The sequence below is a fragment of the Devosia sp. genome (genome assembly GCF_024707125.1).
Taxonomy (GTDB): domain Bacteria; phylum Pseudomonadota; class Alphaproteobacteria; order Rhizobiales; family Devosiaceae; genus Devosia.
The window spans coordinates 14,210-29,644 of sequence record NZ_JANQAH010000009.1 but is presented as its reverse complement, the minus strand read 5'-3'; the positions used below and the strand labels follow the sequence as shown (position 1 = coordinate 29,644).

General features: G+C 62.3%; 16 protein-coding genes. 10 read left to right on the top strand and 6 right to left on the bottom strand.

What is annotated here, in order from left to right:
• Positions 1–143 precede the first annotated feature (143 nt).
• From NVV77_RS10105 to NVV77_RS10095, 3 genes are read right to left on the bottom strand one after another with little or no spacing between them, the layout of a single operon-like run.
• Positions 144–536: a cupin domain-containing protein gene (locus NVV77_RS10105; protein WP_295412656.1), complete on the bottom strand. Its 393-nt coding sequence runs from the start codon at positions 534–536 to the stop codon at positions 144–146.
• 15 nt (positions 537–551) lie between these two features.
• The gene (locus NVV77_RS10100) at positions 552–1,088 is read right to left on the bottom strand and encodes an AAA family ATPase (RefSeq protein ID WP_295412655.1); all 537 of its coding nucleotides are present in this window, start codon (positions 1,086–1,088) and stop codon (positions 552–554) included.
• 2 nt (positions 1,089–1,090) lie between these two features.
• Positions 1,091–1,921: a methyltransferase domain-containing protein gene (locus NVV77_RS10095; protein WP_295412654.1), complete on the bottom strand. Its 831-nt coding sequence runs from the start codon at positions 1,919–1,921 to the stop codon at positions 1,091–1,093.
• A gap of 49 nt (positions 1,922–1,970) precedes the next feature.
• Between NVV77_RS10095 and NVV77_RS10090 the strand changes: the two genes are divergently transcribed.
• From NVV77_RS10090 to NVV77_RS10065, 6 genes are all read left to right on the top strand, one after another.
• On the top strand, positions 1,971–2,777 hold the full coding sequence (locus NVV77_RS10090; RefSeq protein ID WP_295412653.1) for a ComF family protein: 807 nt from the start codon (positions 1,971–1,973) through the stop codon (positions 2,775–2,777).
• A 31-nt stretch (positions 2,778–2,808) separates the two neighbouring features.
• The gene (gene grxC / locus NVV77_RS10085) at positions 2,809–3,063 is read left to right on the top strand and encodes a glutaredoxin 3 (RefSeq protein ID WP_295412651.1); all 255 of its coding nucleotides are present in this window, start codon (positions 2,809–2,811) and stop codon (positions 3,061–3,063) included.
• A gap of 21 nt (positions 3,064–3,084) precedes the next feature.
• Complete coding sequence (locus NVV77_RS10080) at positions 3,085–3,912, top strand: carbon-nitrogen hydrolase family protein (protein WP_295412649.1); 828 nt, start codon at positions 3,085–3,087, stop codon at positions 3,910–3,912.
• 64 nt (positions 3,913–3,976) lie between these two features.
• The gene (locus NVV77_RS10075) at positions 3,977–4,402 is read left to right on the top strand and encodes a DUF1178 family protein (RefSeq protein WP_295412647.1); all 426 of its coding nucleotides are present in this window, start codon (positions 3,977–3,979) and stop codon (positions 4,400–4,402) included.
• Positions 4,399–4,758, top strand: coding sequence for an MmcQ/YjbR family DNA-binding protein (locus NVV77_RS10070; RefSeq protein ID WP_295412645.1), 360 nt, complete (start codon positions 4,399–4,401; stop codon positions 4,756–4,758). The genes NVV77_RS10075 and NVV77_RS10070 overlap by 4 nt, the downstream gene beginning before the upstream one ends.
• Positions 4,759–4,839: 81 nt before the next feature.
• Positions 4,840–5,706: an aldo/keto reductase gene (locus NVV77_RS10065; RefSeq protein WP_295412642.1), complete on the top strand. Its 867-nt coding sequence runs from the start codon at positions 4,840–4,842 to the stop codon at positions 5,704–5,706.
• On the opposite strand, the gene NVV77_RS10060 is transcribed toward NVV77_RS10065, so the two are convergent.
• Positions 5,703–6,677, bottom strand: coding sequence for a VOC family protein (locus tag NVV77_RS10060; protein ID WP_295412640.1), 975 nt, complete (start codon positions 6,675–6,677; stop codon positions 5,703–5,705). The two genes, NVV77_RS10065 and NVV77_RS10060, sit on opposite strands and share 4 nt — an antisense overlap.
• Positions 6,678–6,853: 176 nt before the next feature.
• Between NVV77_RS10060 and NVV77_RS10055 the strand changes: the two genes are divergently transcribed.
• On the top strand, positions 6,854–7,315 hold the full coding sequence (locus NVV77_RS10055) for a hypothetical protein (RefSeq protein ID WP_295412639.1): 462 nt from the start codon (positions 6,854–6,856) through the stop codon (positions 7,313–7,315).
• A 172-nt stretch (positions 7,316–7,487) separates the two neighbouring features.
• Here the strand turns inward: NVV77_RS10055 and ilvD are convergent, their stop codons facing one another.
• The gene (ilvD, locus tag NVV77_RS10050; protein ID WP_295412637.1) at positions 7,488–9,341 is read right to left on the bottom strand and encodes a dihydroxy-acid dehydratase; all 1,854 of its coding nucleotides are present in this window, start codon (positions 9,339–9,341) and stop codon (positions 7,488–7,490) included.
• A gap of 717 nt (positions 9,342–10,058) precedes the next feature.
• Between ilvD and NVV77_RS10045 the strand changes: the two genes are divergently transcribed.
• Positions 10,059–10,784 (top strand): DNA alkylation repair protein, encoded by a 726-nt coding sequence (locus NVV77_RS10045; protein ID WP_295412636.1) that lies wholly within the window; start codon positions 10,059–10,061, stop codon positions 10,782–10,784.
• 3 nt (positions 10,785–10,787) lie between these two features.
• Here the strand turns inward: NVV77_RS10045 and ubiG are convergent, their stop codons facing one another.
• Positions 10,788–11,528 carry a bifunctional 2-polyprenyl-6-hydroxyphenol methylase/3-demethylubiquinol 3-O-methyltransferase UbiG gene (gene ubiG / locus NVV77_RS10040; protein WP_295412634.1) on the bottom strand — a complete coding sequence of 247 codons (741 nt, stop codon included), beginning with the start codon at positions 11,526–11,528 and terminating at the stop codon, positions 10,788–10,790.
• Between the two features lie 242 nt (positions 11,529–11,770).
• Between ubiG and NVV77_RS10035 the strand changes: the two genes are divergently transcribed.
• Both NVV77_RS10035 and ptsP read left to right on the top strand, forming a co-directional pair.
• A complete protein-coding gene (locus NVV77_RS10035; RefSeq protein ID WP_295412633.1) occupies positions 11,771–13,036 on the top strand; it encodes an aspartate kinase in 1,266 nt (421 codons plus the stop codon).
• Positions 13,037–13,105: 69 nt separating this feature from the next.
• A complete protein-coding gene (gene ptsP, locus NVV77_RS10030) occupies positions 13,106–15,373 on the top strand; it encodes a phosphoenolpyruvate--protein phosphotransferase (RefSeq protein WP_295412632.1) in 2,268 nt (755 codons plus the stop codon).
• Positions 15,374–15,435 lie beyond the last annotated feature (62 nt).

Genomic DNA, 15,435 nt, shown 5'->3' with positions numbered 1-15,435 from the left:
TCCGCTCCTGCGGACCCGAGTGAAACACATCTCCCCCCAAAAGCCCTTCGGGCCTTGGTTTTCCCATTACCCAATCTTGGATAATTTTCCGTAAGCGGCCCGTGCTGCGCCGGTTCTGCCGGCACGTGGGCGCAGACATCACCTCAAAGCCGGCTGGCGCTTTCGGGCAGCAGCACAACGCTTTCCTGCTCATTGGGATCGGTCCGGGCGATCAGAGCGCGGGCAATGCTGTCGGTCGGGTTGAACGGCTGATGCGGCACGCCGGCCGGGATATAGACATAGTCGCCCTGGTGGACCTCATCCAGAAATTCGAGATTGGGCCCGTGATAGAACGAGGTCGAGCCTTCGAGCTGGTAGATCGCCGTCTCGTGGTTCTCGTGAAAATGCGGCTTGGCCTTGCCGCCGGGCGGCAGCACCAGCATGTGCAGGCAAATGCCGGTCGAGCCGGCGCTCTCGGCCGAAATGCCGGAAAAATAGTCCATGCCCTGCTTGCCGTGAAAGCTCAGGCTGCCCCGGATGACCTTGCATTCTTTCATTTTCGTCCCTCCCTGTCAGTTGAGACGATAGGCTCCGCTTTCGAGCGCGGCAATGACGGCATCGAGGGTTTTGGCGCGGTCGAGCCCGGAGGTGTCGAGCACATGGCCTGCATAGGCCCCGAGATCGGCGAACTGGCCATGAAGATCGGCAACGACAGCGGGGTCGGTGAGGCTGTCGCCACCCCGCGCCGTGCAGCGGGCAATGGCCTCTTCGACCGGCGGACGCAGGACCAGGTAGTGGAGCGGCAGGCCGAGCGCCTCGAAGGCCGGCAGCCACCAGGGGCGCACAACTCCATCAAGCGCAACAAGATAGCCGTGGCGCGCATAGCCACCGGAGACATCGGCGGCGATCTGCATGACCACGCGGTTCTGATCGTCCGATTCGGGCAACCACGGCGGGATATGGCCGTGCTTGATATTGCCCCAGAAATCGTCGGAGTGGACATGCACTTTTGGCACGCCCGGCAGATGCGCCAGGGCGTCGGCGACGGTGGTTTTGCCCGAGCCGGGCGATCCCGAAATAATGGCGATATGGCCGGCAAGATCGAGCATATTTAGCCCTTCTTCAGAATATCGCCGAGGCTGACCTTGGCGCTGCCCGGACGCAACGGTTTCTGTTGACTCTCATGCGGCACCCATCCGGCGAGCCAGATCACTTCCAGCGTCGCCCGCACGCGGCCATCGTCATCGGCAGAGGCCTCCTGGTAGGCCGCCGCCGCCTGCGTGAGCAGGTTCTTGGTCGCAAAGCGCCGGGGCCGGTCGGTCAGGGGATTGGCAGCTCCGAGGGCTTTCAGCTCCGCCATCAGCGCAAAGGCATTGGCATAGCGGACGCGGTGGGTTTCGACATCGGCCACCGGCAGGGCGAAGCCGGCGCGCTGCAGCAGGGCCCCCGCATCGCGCACCTGCGCCATGGGCGCGACGCGGGCCGACGCGCCGCCGGTAACGGCAAGATCGGCGGCCAAAAAGGCCTCACGCAGTTCCGAAAGGCTTTCGCCGCCGATCATCGCGACCAGCAACAGGCCATCCGGCCGCAGCCGGGCCCGCAGGCGGGCCATATGGCCGGGCACGTCATTGACGGCTTGCAGATGGAGCAGGGAGACGACGAGATCAAAATCGCCGTCAGGCAGGTTCGGGAAGTCGTCGTCACCGGCAAAGGCTTCCACCTTGTGGAAGCTGACCGTGCCCGATGCGGTGGCAACCTCTTGGGGCAGCAGGTCGACATCGGGGGCAATCAGCACTGCGTCGGCGAAATTGCGCATGTGTGCGCCAAGCCTGTCCGCGAGATCGTCAAACACCAGATCGCGCACGAAATTCTCGCGCGATGGGCGTCGCTTCAGATTGCTGGCGAGCTGGGCGGGATCAAACAGGCGGGGCGGCTGGGACAAAACCGAAACTTCTCAAAAGAACTGGCCGATGCAGCGGCCTTGAAGCACTATGGTCCTTATGGAGAGCGGGGCGCGCGAAGTCAAAGGCGGGGGTTTTGGAGGCCTTCTGCTGCAGGGCCCGCGGCGCCTTGCCCTGGCGCTGCTTGACCAACTCTACCCGCCCGCCTGCGCCGCTTGTGGCACGCCTATCGCCGAGGGTGTTGGCCTTTGCTCTAAGTGCTTTGCCGGGCTTGTGCCGATCACGGCGCCGCTTTGCCCCGTGCTCGGCCTGCCTTTCGAGGTGGCGCTGGGCCCTGACGCGCTCAGTGCCGAGGCTTTGGCCGATCCGCCGCCCTTTTCCCGTGCTCGCGCCGCCGTGCGCTATGGCGAGATAGCACAGGCGCTGGTGACACGGCTCAAATATGGCGACCGGATCGAACTGGCCCAGTTTTGCGCTCGGTTGATGGCGGGCGCCGGCCACGACTTCTGGAGCGCGCGGCCGCTGCTCGTGCCCGTACCGCTGCACCCGAGCCGGTTGCGTTTTCGCCGCTACAACCAGTCTTACCTCCTCGCAAAGGCGCTCGGCCGTCAACTCGGTCTCGATGTCGATCCGTTCCTCGTAAGACGGCACAAAAAGACCCGTTCGCAGATCGGGCTTTCGGGCGATGGTCGGGCGCGCAACGTGCAGGGCGCATTCTCTGCCCATCCCGACGCACTGGTGCGTATCAGGGGGCGGCGCGTGGTGCTGGTGGACGACGTCTATACGACCGGAGCGACCGCAAAGGCCGTCACGCGTGTCTTATTGCGCAGTGGGGCGAGCGAAGTTGATGTTCTGACCTTCGCCCGCGTTGTCAGCGGCGAAGAAGTGCCCATATAAGAACGAACCTGATTTTTGGAGCCCCAGATCCATGGCCATAGTTGAAATCTACACGACCCCAACCTGCCCCTATTGCCACGCCGCCAAGGCACTGCTCGAGGACAAGGGCGTCGATTTCACCGAAATCACCGTGCTCGATCCGGCACTGCGCGAGGCCATGACGCACCGCGCCAATGGCCGCCGCACCGTGCCGCAGATTTTTATCGGCGAAACCCATGTCGGCGGCTATGACGACATGTCGGCTCTCGACCGCGCCGGCGGACTCGATCCCTTGCTGGCTCAGTAAAATCCTTCCAGGTTCCAAAGAATGAAAATCGCCGCCATCCAGATGCGTTCGGGCCTTGATCCGGAAGCCAATCTTGCTGCGCTCGAACCGCTCCTCACCGAGGCGGCGGCGCAGGGCGTCGACTATGCCCTCACCCCGGAAGTGACGATGATCTTTCCGGAAAACCGGGATCAGCTGCGCTCGGTGGCGGCGCCCTTTGAAGGGCATCCCCAGCTTGCCAAGGTCGGCGAACTTGCAAAGCGGCTGGGCATCCACGTGCATATCGGCTCGCTGCCCATTCCGCTCGAAGACGGGCGCTTTGCCAATCGCTCGGTGCTGTTCGCGCCGACGGGCGAGAGGATCGCGACCTATGACAAGATCCATCTCTTCGATGCCGACATTGCCGGGCTCAATGCCTATCGCGAAAGCGCGACCTATAAGGGTGGCGAAGACGCTGTCACCGCGCCGCTCGGCCCATTCACCCTGGGCTTTTCCATCTGCTACGACATGCGTTTTCCAAAACTCTACAACACACTTGCCCATGCCGGCGCCAACCTGATCGCTGTGCCGGCGGCATTCACCGTGCCGACGGGCCAGGCGCATTGGCACGTTCTGCTGCGCGCCCGGGCCATCGAAACCGGCTCCTATGTCATCGCCGCAGCACAGGGTGGCACCCATGCAAATGGGCGGTCGACCTATGGCCACTCGCTCATCATTGATCCATGGGGCAAGGTCATTGCCGAGCTCGATCACGACGAGCCGGGCGTGCTGGTGGCCGAGATCGATCCGCAAGCGGTGGTAGAAGCACGCCAGCGCATTCCGGCGCTCGCCAACGCCCGTGACTTCGCCAAGCCGGGTTTGCACGGATGAGCCTGGCTCCTATATGCTAGGAGAAAGGCGCGCTTCTTAGCGCCGGACAAGAAACGACAGAATCGTGATCCAGTACGCACTCCAGTGTTCGAACGGGCATCGCTACGACGCCTGGTTCAAAAGCGCTGCCGCCTATGACGAGCAGCAGGCCCGCGGCATTGTTACCTGCGCCGTGTGTGGCGAAGCCCATGTCGAAAAGGCGCCGATGGCCCCCGCCGTGGCGCGCACCGACAACGAACGCGTGCCCCTCTCCGCTGCCCATCCTGACGCCAAGAAGTTTCGCGAGATGCTGCGCGAGTATCGGAACAAGGTGACGACCGAGGCCGACTACGTCGGCGATCGCTTTGCCGAGGAGGCTCGAAAAATCCACTTCGAGGAAGTCGAAGCCCGCGGCATTTATGGTGAGGCCACGCGCGACGAAGTTGCAGCCCTCCTTGAAGACGGCGTCGATTTCCTGCCGCTGCCCGACGTTCCCGAGGAACATAATTGAACCTCTACGACCGCACCCAATACGACAAGGTTTTGGCCGCCCTTCCGGGTGTAACCTTTGTCGATCAATGGGATGCGCGCGTCGCCAAGGTTGGCGGCAAGGTTTTTTGCCTTCTCTCCGACGCGCCGCCGCTGCGTCTGGTGTTTAAATGCGGCGAAGACAGCTTTGATATTCTGACAGCCCTTGAAGGTGTCGAGCAGGCTGCCCATTTCGCCAAGCGCCAATGGGTTTCGGTGACTGAGGGCTCGCCCCTCAGTGCCAATGACCTTCTCGCCTATATCGGGCGCTCGCATGCTCTGGTTGCCAAAGGGCTGACCAAAAAGCTGCGGGCCGAGCTCGGTATCCTCGAGGGCTGAAAGACATTCAAAATCCTATGTGTGGGGTCGTTGCCTGTCTTCAGGCCGCTGCCTTTCGCACCCATCTATGGAGTGATTGAGATGACCAAACTCGACGCAAGCCTGTCGGGCAGCTTTGCTATCGGCGGAGACCTGAAGGTCAACCGCCTTGGCTTTGGTGCCATGCGCATCACCGGCAAGGGCATCTGGGGACCGCCGGAAAATCACGACGAAGCCATCCGCGTGCTGAAGCGGCTGCCGGAACTCAATGTCGATTTCATCGATACTGCCGAAAGCTACGGTCCCTATATCAGCGAAGATCTCATCGCCGAGGCCCTGGCGCCCTATGCGCAGGGCACGATCGTTGCCACCAAGAGCGGCCTCACCCGCACCGGTCCGGATGAGTGGCACCACGTCGGCCGCCCCGAATTCCTGCGCCAGGGCGTCATGACCAGCCTTCGCCGCCTGAAGCTCGAACGGCTCGATCTCTGGCAGTTGCACCGCATCGACGCCAAGACACCACGCGCCGACCAGTTCGAAGTCATCGCCGCCATGCAGAAGGAAGGCCTTATCCGCCATGTCGGCCTCTCCGAAGTCAGCGTTGCCGACATCGAGGAAGCCCAAAAGTACTTTAAGGTCGCGACCGTTCAGAACCTCTACAATTTCGCCAATCGCAAGAGCGAAGCCGTGCTCGACTATTGCGAGCAGAACGGCATCGGCTTCATTCCGTGGTTCCCACTGGCCGGCGGCGATCTCGTCGAAGGCCATGACGACGCCAAGGCGATCCTCCAGAAGCACAATGCATCGGGCAGCCAGATTGCGCTTGCCTGGCTCCTCAAGCGCTCGCCGGTCATGCTGCCCATTCCGGGCACCGGCAAGGTGAAGCATCTCGAAGACAATGTCGCTGCTGCGGCGGTAAACCTCAGCGACGAGGATTTTGCGACGCTGGACGGGATCGCCGGCCGCTAAACGGCCAGCACGATACCAAGGCCAGTACCCCAAGGGTCGGAGACCGAAATGTCTTCGGCCCCTTCTTTTATCTCGATGCCAGCTGCCGACAGCCGCGCCTTCGCTCCATCCAGAATCGCCTGGTCGGAGGCAAGGAGGTTGAAGCCGGCAAGGCCCGTGGCTGCCGGATTGCGCCGGCCCGCCCCGGCACTCTGCCATGTGTTGAGCGCAACATGGTGGTGGTAGCGCCCCGAGGACAGGAACACGGCATCCGCCCGACCGCTGGTGATGTCGAGCCCAAGCGCGGCTGCATAGAAGGCGCGGGCGTCCTCGATATTGCCGGCGCGCAGGTGGATATGGCCGATGCGCGTGCCGGTTGGGGCGCCGGCAAAGGTGTCATTCTCGGTATCGGTGAGCGCGAGGAGGCTATCGAAGTCGATAGCCTCGGTGCCCATGATGACGGTGTCGCCGTTCCAGCTCCAGAGCTCGGGCGCCCGATCGGCGTAGACCTCGATGCCATTACCCTCTGGGTCGTCGAGATAGACCGCCTCGCTGACACGATGATCGGCAAAGCCGGTAAACTGGTACTGCGCCATGGCCGTGTGCACCAGCCAGCGCGCCAGTTCGGCGCGCGAGGGCATCAGGAAGGCCGTGTGATAGAGCCCCGCCTCGCTGGGCGGCTCAACCGGCGCATCGGGGCGATGCTCGAAGGTAACGAGGGTAATGCCATCGACACCGAGCCGCGTCGTTTCTGCCGTGCTTTCCAGCACCGAGAGGCCCAGAATCTCGGAATAGAACCGCGTCATCAATTCGGGATCGCGCACTCGCAGCGTCACATCGCGCACGTGGAGCGGCGTCGAGGTGGCAAAGAGCCCGTCATATTCAGGCAGGATCGAAAAACTGCCGCCTTCGGCCCGCAGGGCGCCTGTGAGGGCCGCCGTGGCGGTGGCAGCGCCGGCAAGGCGCAGAAGGTGGCGGCGGGTGATCGTCATGGCTCTCTCCGGGGCTTTTGCGCTTGGCTAGCATGCCCTTGAGCCCGGGAAACGACACGGATGCGTGTTCCGCAATCGCCACCAGCGAACGCAGCGTTCGGCCGGTGCAAACGCCGGGCTTGACCGAATGAGCCGGTCGTTGAACCTTAACGCCACAGAGCCCGTGGGAGGGGTACGTGAAAAAGCTTCTGACTGGTGCCGTTTTGACTTTATTGTCCGCCGCGCCTTTGCAGTCGGCGAGCGTCCTTGATCCCTATCTAGGCAATCCCGGCGATTGCTATGCGCGAAAATACGATGAGGCGCATCTGCGCGATCATCCGCGGCAGATGGTCGAGACTTTCTATCTCAGCCATCACGGCGACTGGCAGGACCCGGTGGGCGAGTTGACCTTGAAATTCGGTTTCTCGACCCGCAATGGGCGCGACTACGAGGGTGTTGCCATCTGCAATGACAGTCGGTGTGGCGTCGAAGGAGATGGTGGTGCCTTCACGCTCAAGTCCAGTAATGATGGCGTCCGGCTCGATGTCGATGCGCAGCTGGGCCTATGGGCGGAAAGCGCAGTCGACGTCATCGACCTCAGCGAAACCGATGATACGGTATTCCTGCTCTACCCAGAGAGCCGCAAGGCCTGTCAGTAATTTGGGGAGGTTAGGGTCGGCCCAATAGGGAGGGTGGAATCCCCGCTATCGGGCCTGACCAGTTCAGCTGTCTTGGCAGACCGCTGAGTGGCTGAGCGGGGCTTTAGCACCGCTCTTCGTGCTTGTCACGCTCTTGTCGCAAATTCACAGGCCGTCGTATCGGCCTCGCGCCTTAGTTCCAGAGCTTGTCGATGGCCTTGGTGTCGCGCACGGCGCCCTTGGCGGCGGAGGTCACGAGGGCGGCATAGGCCTTCAGGGCGGTGGTCACCTTGCGCTTGCGCGGGTGGGCCGGCTTCCAGCCGAGCTTGTCCTGTTCGGCGCGGCGGTTGGCCATTTCGGCGTCCGAAACCAGCACGTTGACCGTGCGGTTGGGGATGTCGATCTCGATGATGTCGCCTTCACGCACCAGACCAATGGCGCCGCCTTCGGCCGCTTCAGGGGAAGCGTGGCCGATGGAAAGGCCCGAGGTGCCGCCCGAGAAGCGGCCGTCGGTGAGGAGCGCACAGGCTTTGCCGAGACCCTTCGATTTCAGGTAGCTCGTGGGATAGAGCATTTCCTGCATGCCGGGACCGCCCTTGGGGCCTTCATAGCGGATCACCAAAACGTCGCCGGGCTTGATCTCGTTGGAGAGGATCGCCTTGACGGTCGAATCCTGGCTTTCGAAGACGCGGGCCGGGCCGGTGAATTTCAGGATCGATTCATCGACGCCTGCCGTCTTCACGATGCAGCCATCGAGCGCGATATTGCCCTTCAAGACGGCGAGACCGCCGTCCTTGGAGAAGGGGTTTTCCGGTGAGCGGATGACGCCATTGGTGCGGTCGGTGTCGAGATCGGTCCAGCGGTTGGACTGGGAGAAGGCTTCCGTCGTCCGCACGCCGCCGGGAGCGGCCATGTAGAAATTGCGCACGGATTCGGAATTGGTACGAGAGATGTCCCACTTGTCGATGGCATCGCCCATGGTCGCGGCGTGAACCGTCGGCTCCTTGCGGTTGATCAGGCCGCCGCGATCGAGCTGACCCAAAATCGCAAAAATGCCGCCGGCGCGGTGGACGTCTTCCATATGCACGTCGTTCTTGGCCGGCGCGACTTTTGAGAGCACGGGAACGCGACGCGACAGGGCGTCGATGTCGTCCATGGTGAAGTCGACGCCGCCTTCATGGGCCGCGGCCAGAATGTGCAGCACGGTATTGGTCGAGCCGCCCATGGCGATATCGAGCGCCATGGCGTTTTCGAAGGCCTGCTTGGTCGCAATGGAGCGCGGCAACACGGTTTCGTCGTCCTGCTCATAATAGCGGCGGGCGAGGTCGACGATCAGGTGACCGGCTTCCTGGAACAGGCGCTTGCGGTCCGAGTGGGTCGCGAGCGTTGAGCCATTGCCCGGCAGCGACAGGCCCAGGGCTTCGGTGAGGCAGTTCATCGAATTGGCGGTGAACATGCCTGAGCAGGAGCCGCAGGTGGGGCAGGCGGCTTCTTCGACGGCCTGCACTTCCTCGTCGGTATAGTGGTCGTCGGCAGCCATCACCATGGCATCGACGAGGTCGAGTGCCTGCAGCTTGCCCTTGACGATGGCCTTGCCGGCTTCCATCGGGCCGCCGGAAACGAAGACCACCGGGATGTTGAGGCGCATGGCAGCGTTCAGCATGCCGGGCGTGATCTTGTCGCAATTGGAAATGCAGACCATGGCGTCGGCGGTATGCGCGTTGACCATATATTCGACGCTGTCGGCGATGATGTCGCGGCTCGGCAGCGAATAGAGCATGCCGTCGTGACCCATGGCGATGCCATCGTCCACGGCGATGGTGTTGAATTCCTTGGCAACGCCACCGGCCGCCTCGATTTCACGGGCAACGAGCTGGCCGAGATCCTTCAAATGCACGTGACCGGGCACGAACTGGGTGAAGGAATTCACCACTGCGATAATGGGCTTGCCGAAATCGCCGTCCTTCATGCCGGTTGCGCGCCACAGGCCACGCGCGCCGGCCATGTTGCGGCCATGAGTGGTTGTGCGGGAGCGATAGACAGGCATGGCGGTTTCCTCAATACGTTGTCGCCGGTGGGGCCGGAGTTCCCTTTTCTTTAGACCCATTCCAGGGCAGCTTCAAGGATTTTCCGTACCGTACCGTACGGTACGGTTGGTCTGCGAGGCCGGATGACGAGCTGCTATCGTGTTGGGAAGATGGACGGACCCCGGAGCGGCATTCGCCTCGAAGTTTTTTGTAGTTGAAGCGGATACCGCTCCGGAGTGCCCTCTTTTCGGGCGGGAACTATCGGCGACTTTTGATCGCTCGTCGCAAGCGGCCAGCCCCGAACGTGCATGGGAGACGATCCCCAGCCGGGCCCCCTCGCTACTGTCGTCTGCAGACCGTCCATGCGAGGTTGGATGGGGGTAGTATGAGGGCATAGTTGGGGACGGGGATAAGATGGATAACCTTTGTCCACCTCCAACCACGGTGTCATCCCCGCGAAAGCGGGGATCTCTGTTTTGGGGCAGGGAGATTCCCGCTTTCGCGGGAATGACGCGGTGATGGAGGGAGGGGAGATGGATTGCCGGGACGGGCCCGGCAATGACGACGAGAGGGGTATGGGACTTCGTCACAGGCTCCTCTGCGGAGAGAACCCCTCACCCTGACTTTTCGCTGGACGCGAGAAGTCAGTCCCTCTCCCGCAAGGGGCGAGGGAATGCGCGGTGGGTGCCTATTGTTTCGGAGCACCATCGCCTAAAACAGGCTCAGGGGGAGCATCCATGACGGAAATCACGCTGACCGCCGAGGCATTCCTTGCCGCGCTTTGGGCGAACCAGTCTGACGATGAACTGGCCAAGATCGGGCGCTATTTCAAATCCGGCAAAGGCGACTACGGCGAAGGCGACCGCTTTATCGGCGTGCGCATGGGCACGGTCTTCGCGCTCGCCAAAGAGCATGTGCTGATGCCGCTCGATGAGATCGAAAAGCTGCTCGAAAGCGATATCCACGAAGCACGCGCTGGCGCAGTTTCGATCATGGCCAAGCAATTTGGCCTCAAGAAAACCGCGCCGGAGCGGCGCGGCGAATTGGCCGCGCTTTATCTGCGCCGTCATGACCGGATCAACAATTGGGACCTGGTCGATCTCGGCGCGCCGCAGATCGTCGGCGTCTGGCTGCGCGACCGGGATCGTTCGGTGCTCTACACCCTGGCCGGCTCCAAAAATCTCTGGGAGCGGCGCACGGCCATGTTCGCGACCATGGCCTTTGCCCGAAAGGGCGATCTCGACGATGTCTTTGCCATCGCCGAAATCCTCGTTCACGATCCTCAGGATCTGATCAACAAGGTGGTTGGCGGCGTGCTGCGCGAAACCGAGCGCACGGCGCCGGAGCGATTGCGCGCCTTTCTCGATCGGCATGCCGACACCATGCCGCGCGTCGCGCTGCGCTACGCCATCGAGCATTTTTCCGCGGAAGAACGCGCCGAATGGCTCAAGCGCGGAAAATGAGGATCAGGCGGCGGGGCGTTCCGCGAGCAGCATGTAGTTGACTGCCATATCGGAGGAGAGGCGCCACTCGTCGGCTATGGGATTGAAAGTAACGCCCTTGCCGTCGGTCACTTTCAACCCATTGCGCCTGAGCAGGCTACGGATTTCGTCGGGCGTAAGAAACTTCTTCCAGTCATGCGTGCCCCTGGGCAGCCAGCGCAGCACATATTCGGCCCCGAGAATGGCGAGGGCATAGGCGCGGGCGGTGCGGTTGAGCGTGGCGGTGAACATCAACCCGCCCGGCGCGACGAGGTCGGCGCAGCTCTTCATATAGAGCGGCACATTGTCGACATGCTCCACCACTTCCATGTTGAGCACGACATCGTATTTTTCGCCTGCCTCGACCAGCGCCTCGGACGTAGTCACGCGATAATCGATATCGAGCCCCGACTTATCCGCGTGGATCCTGGCAATGCTGATATTGCGTTCGGCAGCATCGACACCGGTCACGGTGGCGCCAAGCCGGGTAAGGGGTTCACAAAGAAGGCCCCCGCCACAGCCGATATCGACGATCTTCAGCCCTTCGAGGGGGCGCATGACCGATGGGTCGCGGCCGAAATGCAGAACCAGATTGTCGCGGATATAGCTCAGGCGCACCGGGTTGAATTTGTGGAGCGGCTTGAACTTGCCCTTGGGGTCCCACCATTCCTCGGCCATGGCCGTGAATTTGGCGATCTCGGCGTCGTTGATCGTGGTCTGGGACATTGCTTGCTCCTTGTGATGCTCATATGGCCCAGCTTGCAGGGGCGGTTCAAGGCGCGGGGTGACGCAGGGGCGCGATCACAGGTGACGCTGAGTGCGATCCCAGTTGATCCCGGCGCGGCTTTGTGGCATTTCCCCGCGCTAATGAAGCGTACCGCCGGGTTCGGCGAAACTGCTTTGGATTGTCGCGCTGCCGACCGCAAAGTGAGACCACTTTGCTGGCAGCGCTCTAGTCGGGGAAGAACGTGGCCCGTATCGTCGTCAAGTTCGGTGGCACTTCGATGGCCAATATCGAACGCATCCGCCATTCCGCTCTGCATGTGAAGCGCGAAGTCGAAGCCGGCAATGAAGTGGCCGTCGTCGTTTCCGCCATGTCGGGCAAAACCAATGAACTGGTTGGCTGGGTCAACGAGGCCAGCAAATTCCACGACGCGCGCGAATATGACGCCGTGGTGGCTTCGGGCGAACAGGTCACGGCCGGCCTCATGGCGATTGTCCTGAGCGAAATGGGCATCCAGTCGCGCTCGTTCGCCGGCTGGCAGGTGCCGATCCATACCGACGATTCTCATGGCGCGGCGCGCATCACCGAGATCGATCCGACCGAACTCAACAAGCGCCTCACGGATGGCTGGGTGCCTGTCATCACCGGCTTCCAGGGCATTTCGCCCCATGGCCGGGTGACGACGCTGGGTCGCGGTGGTTCGGATACCTCGGCCGTGGCTGTTGCCGCTGCCGTGGGCGCTGATCGTTGCGATATCTATACCGATGTGGACGGCGTTTACACGACGGACCCGCGCATCGTGCCCAAGGCGCAGCGCATGACCAAGATTTCCTTCGAGGAAATGCTGGAGATGGCCTCGCTCGGCGCCAAGGTGCTGATGATCCGCTCCGTGGAAATGGCCATGGCCCACAAGGTGCGCCTCCTGGTGCGCTCCAGTTTTGATGACCCCAATGCGCCCCAGATTGCGCCCGATGGAAAGCCCGGTGTCCCCGGCACGCTCGTTTGCGATGAGGATGAGATCATGGAAAAGCAGATCGTTTCGGGCGTGACGCTCGCCAAGGCCGAGGCCAAGATCACCCTGCGCGACGTCAAGGACAAGCCCGGCGTTGCCGCCGCCATTTTCGGCCAGCTGGCTGACGAAGGCATCATCGTCGACATGATCGTGCAGAACATTGCCGATGATGGCGCGACCACCGACATCACCTTTACCGTGCCCGACAGCGAATATGACAAGGCGGTCAAGGCGCTCGAAAACAATGGCGGCAAGTTTGAATATGCGCGCCTGTCCGGCTCCAAGGGCGGGGCAAAGGTCTCGGTCGTGGGTGTGGGCATGCGCAGCCATGCGGGCGTCGCGAGCTCGATGTTCAAGGCCCTGGCCGACAAGGGCATCAATATCCAGCTGATCACCACTTCGGAAATCAAGACCTCGGTCCTGATCGATGAAGAATATGCTGAGCTTGCGGTTCGCGCGCTGCACACCTATTACGGTTTGGACAAGAAGGACGCCTGATCTCGTTTCGAGGGGAAAGGAGCCGCGTCCGATCAAGGGGGGCGGCTCGGCGGGGCCGCCGATAACGGGATGGTCACGACCATAGGCGGCCCAAGGGTGCTGCTGCGGCAATTGCGCGAAACCATGGCGGAGCCTCTGGCTTCGCAGGCGCGGCTCGACAAGATCGTGGGCCTGATTGCCGACAATATGCGGGCCGATGTGTGCTCGTTCTACGTGCTGCGCGATGATGGCGCGCTCGAACTTTTCGCCACCAGAGGCCTCAAGGCCGAATCGGTCCACATGACCACGCTGCGTCTTGGCGAGGGCTTGGTCGGCCTCATCGCCTCGGAGGCCGAACCCCTCAGCCTCGACGACGCGCCAAGCCATCCCGGTTTTGCCTATCGCCCCGAAACGGGCGAGGACAAATATAATTCATTCCTCGGCGTGCCGGTCCTCAGAGCCGGGCAAACCCTGGGGGTTCTGGTCGTCCAGAACGCCGAGCGGCGCCACTATGGCGAGGATGAAACCGAGGCCATGCTGACTACGGCCACAATCCTCGCCGAGATGATCGCGACCTCGGATTTCGACAATCTGATCAAGCCGGGGTCCGATATCGATCTCAGGCGTCCCCGCATGTTCAACGGCGTTAGCTTTACCGACGGCATCGCGCTCGGCACCGTGGTGCTGCACGATCCGCGCGTTGTGGTCGTCAACTTCATCGCGGACGATACCGAGGCGGAAAAGGCGCGGCTCGACAAGGCCCTGGCCAGCATGCGCGTCTCGATCGACGCCATGCTCGACCATGGCGACATGCAGCCCAGTTCGGACCATCGAGAGATTCTCGAGACCTATCGCATGTTCGCCAATGACCGGGGCTGGGTGAACCGGCTGACCGAGGCGATCGACAATGGGCTTTCGGCCGAGGCGGCGGTGGAGCGGGTGCAGAACGATACCCGAGCCCGCATGTTGCGCCAGACCGATCCCTATATTCGTGACCGGCTGCATGATCTCGACGATCTCGCCAATCGCCTGCTGCGCGTGCTGACCAATACGAGCCAGCCGGCGCATCGCGAATTGCCGGAAAATGCCATTCTCGTCGCCCGCAATATGGGGCCGGCGGAATTGCTTGAATATGACCGCAAGAAGCTGCGTGGCCTGGTGCTCGAAGAGGGCGGGGCGACAGCGCACGTTGCCATTGTTGCCCGTTCGCTCGGGCTTGTGGCGGTGGGGCAGGCCGATTCGATCGTCTCGATGTGCGAAAGCGGTGATGACATCATCATCGATGGTCCCGCGGGGCAGGTGCATCTGCGGCCGACGCCTGACGTCGAACAGACCTATGTCGACAAGGTTCGCGTTTCCGCCAAGCGCCGGGCGCATTATGCCGCGCTCAAGAACAAGCCGAGCGTGACCAAGGACGGCATCGACATCACGCTGCTGCACAATTCGGGGCTCGTGGCTGACCTGCCCATGCTCGACGATACGGGCGCCAAGGGGGTTGGGCTTTTCCGAACCGAGCTGCAGTTCATGATCGCGAGCAAGCTGCCGCGATTGCAGGAGCAGGTGGATCTTTACGCCGAAGCCATGGCGATTGCCGGCGAACGACCCATCGTGTTCCGCCTGCTCGACATCGGCGGCGACAAGGTCGTGCCTTACCTGCGCTCCATGGCGGAAGAGAATCCGGCCATGGGCTATCGCTCGATCCGTCTTGGCCTAGACCGGCCAGGCCTGTTGCGGACCCAGGTCCGGGCCCTGCTGATGGCGGCCAAGGGACGGCCGCTCAAGATTCTCGTGCCCATGGTGACGGAGACTTTTGAGTTCCGTCAGACCAAGCTCGTGGTCGCCAAGGAAATGGAGCGCCTGCGTCGCGCGGGTGAACCCGTGCCGTCGCGGCTTGAGCTGGGCGCCATGGTGGAAGTGCCATCGCTTCTCTTCGAGCTCGATCAGATCATGCCTGAGGCGGATTTCGTTTCCATTGGTTCGAACGATCTCGTGCAGTTCCTGACGGCTGCCGACCGGGCCAATCCGCGTGTCTCCAAGAATTATGATGCCATCGCTTTGCCGCGGCTGCGCGCCATGCGGCTGGTCGTTGATGCGGCACGCCGGCACAACAAGCCGGTGACCATGTGTGGCGAATTGGCGGGCAAGCCGATGGAGGCCCTGGCGCTGATGGCGATCGGCATGACACGGCTTTCCATGGGGCCGGCCTCGATCGGGCCGATCAAGGAATTGGTGCTCAATGTCGACCTCAAGCCGATCCAGGATTCGGTTGCGGCGGCGCTGAGCGTTGGCGCCGATGGCGTTGCCATCCGCGATCTTCTCAAGGAATGGGTAGAGAAGCAGAACCTGCCAATGGGCTAGTTCTGCTTGCGATTGGCGGGGATGGCGATTATCCAGAGCCCCGATAGCTCCGGAAAGATCCC

Excerpts from the sequence above, each read along its gene's own strand:
- NVV77_RS10060 (WP_295412640.1), bottom strand. The coding sequence starts at position 6,677 with ATGACGATCACCCGCCGCCACCTTCTGCGCCTTGCCGGCGCTGCCACC.
- NVV77_RS10105 (WP_295412656.1), bottom strand. The coding sequence starts at position 536 with ATGAAAGAATGCAAGGTCATCCGGGGCAGCCTGAGCTTTCACGGCAAG.
- NVV77_RS10065 (WP_295412642.1), top strand. The coding sequence starts at position 4,840 with ATGACCAAACTCGACGCAAGCCTGTCGGGCAGCTTTGCTATCGGCGGA.
- NVV77_RS10090 (WP_295412653.1), top strand. The coding sequence starts at position 1,971 with ATGGTCCTTATGGAGAGCGGGGCGCGCGAAGTCAAAGGCGGGGGTTTT.
- NVV77_RS10100 (WP_295412655.1), bottom strand. The coding sequence starts at position 1,088 with ATGCTCGATCTTGCCGGCCATATCGCCATTATTTCGGGATCGCCCGGC.
- ptsP (WP_295412632.1), top strand. The coding sequence starts at position 13,106 with ATGGTCACGACCATAGGCGGCCCAAGGGTGCTGCTGCGGCAATTGCGC.
- NVV77_RS10080 (WP_295412649.1), top strand. The coding sequence starts at position 3,085 with ATGAAAATCGCCGCCATCCAGATGCGTTCGGGCCTTGATCCGGAAGCC.
- grxC (WP_295412651.1), top strand. The coding sequence starts at position 2,809 with ATGGCCATAGTTGAAATCTACACGACCCCAACCTGCCCCTATTGCCAC.
- ilvD (WP_295412637.1), bottom strand. The coding sequence starts at position 9,341 with ATGCCTGTCTATCGCTCCCGCACAACCACTCATGGCCGCAACATGGCC.
- ubiG (WP_295412634.1), bottom strand. The coding sequence starts at position 11,528 with ATGTCCCAGACCACGATCAACGACGCCGAGATCGCCAAATTCACGGCC.
- NVV77_RS10045 (WP_295412636.1), top strand. The coding sequence starts at position 10,059 with ATGACGGAAATCACGCTGACCGCCGAGGCATTCCTTGCCGCGCTTTGG.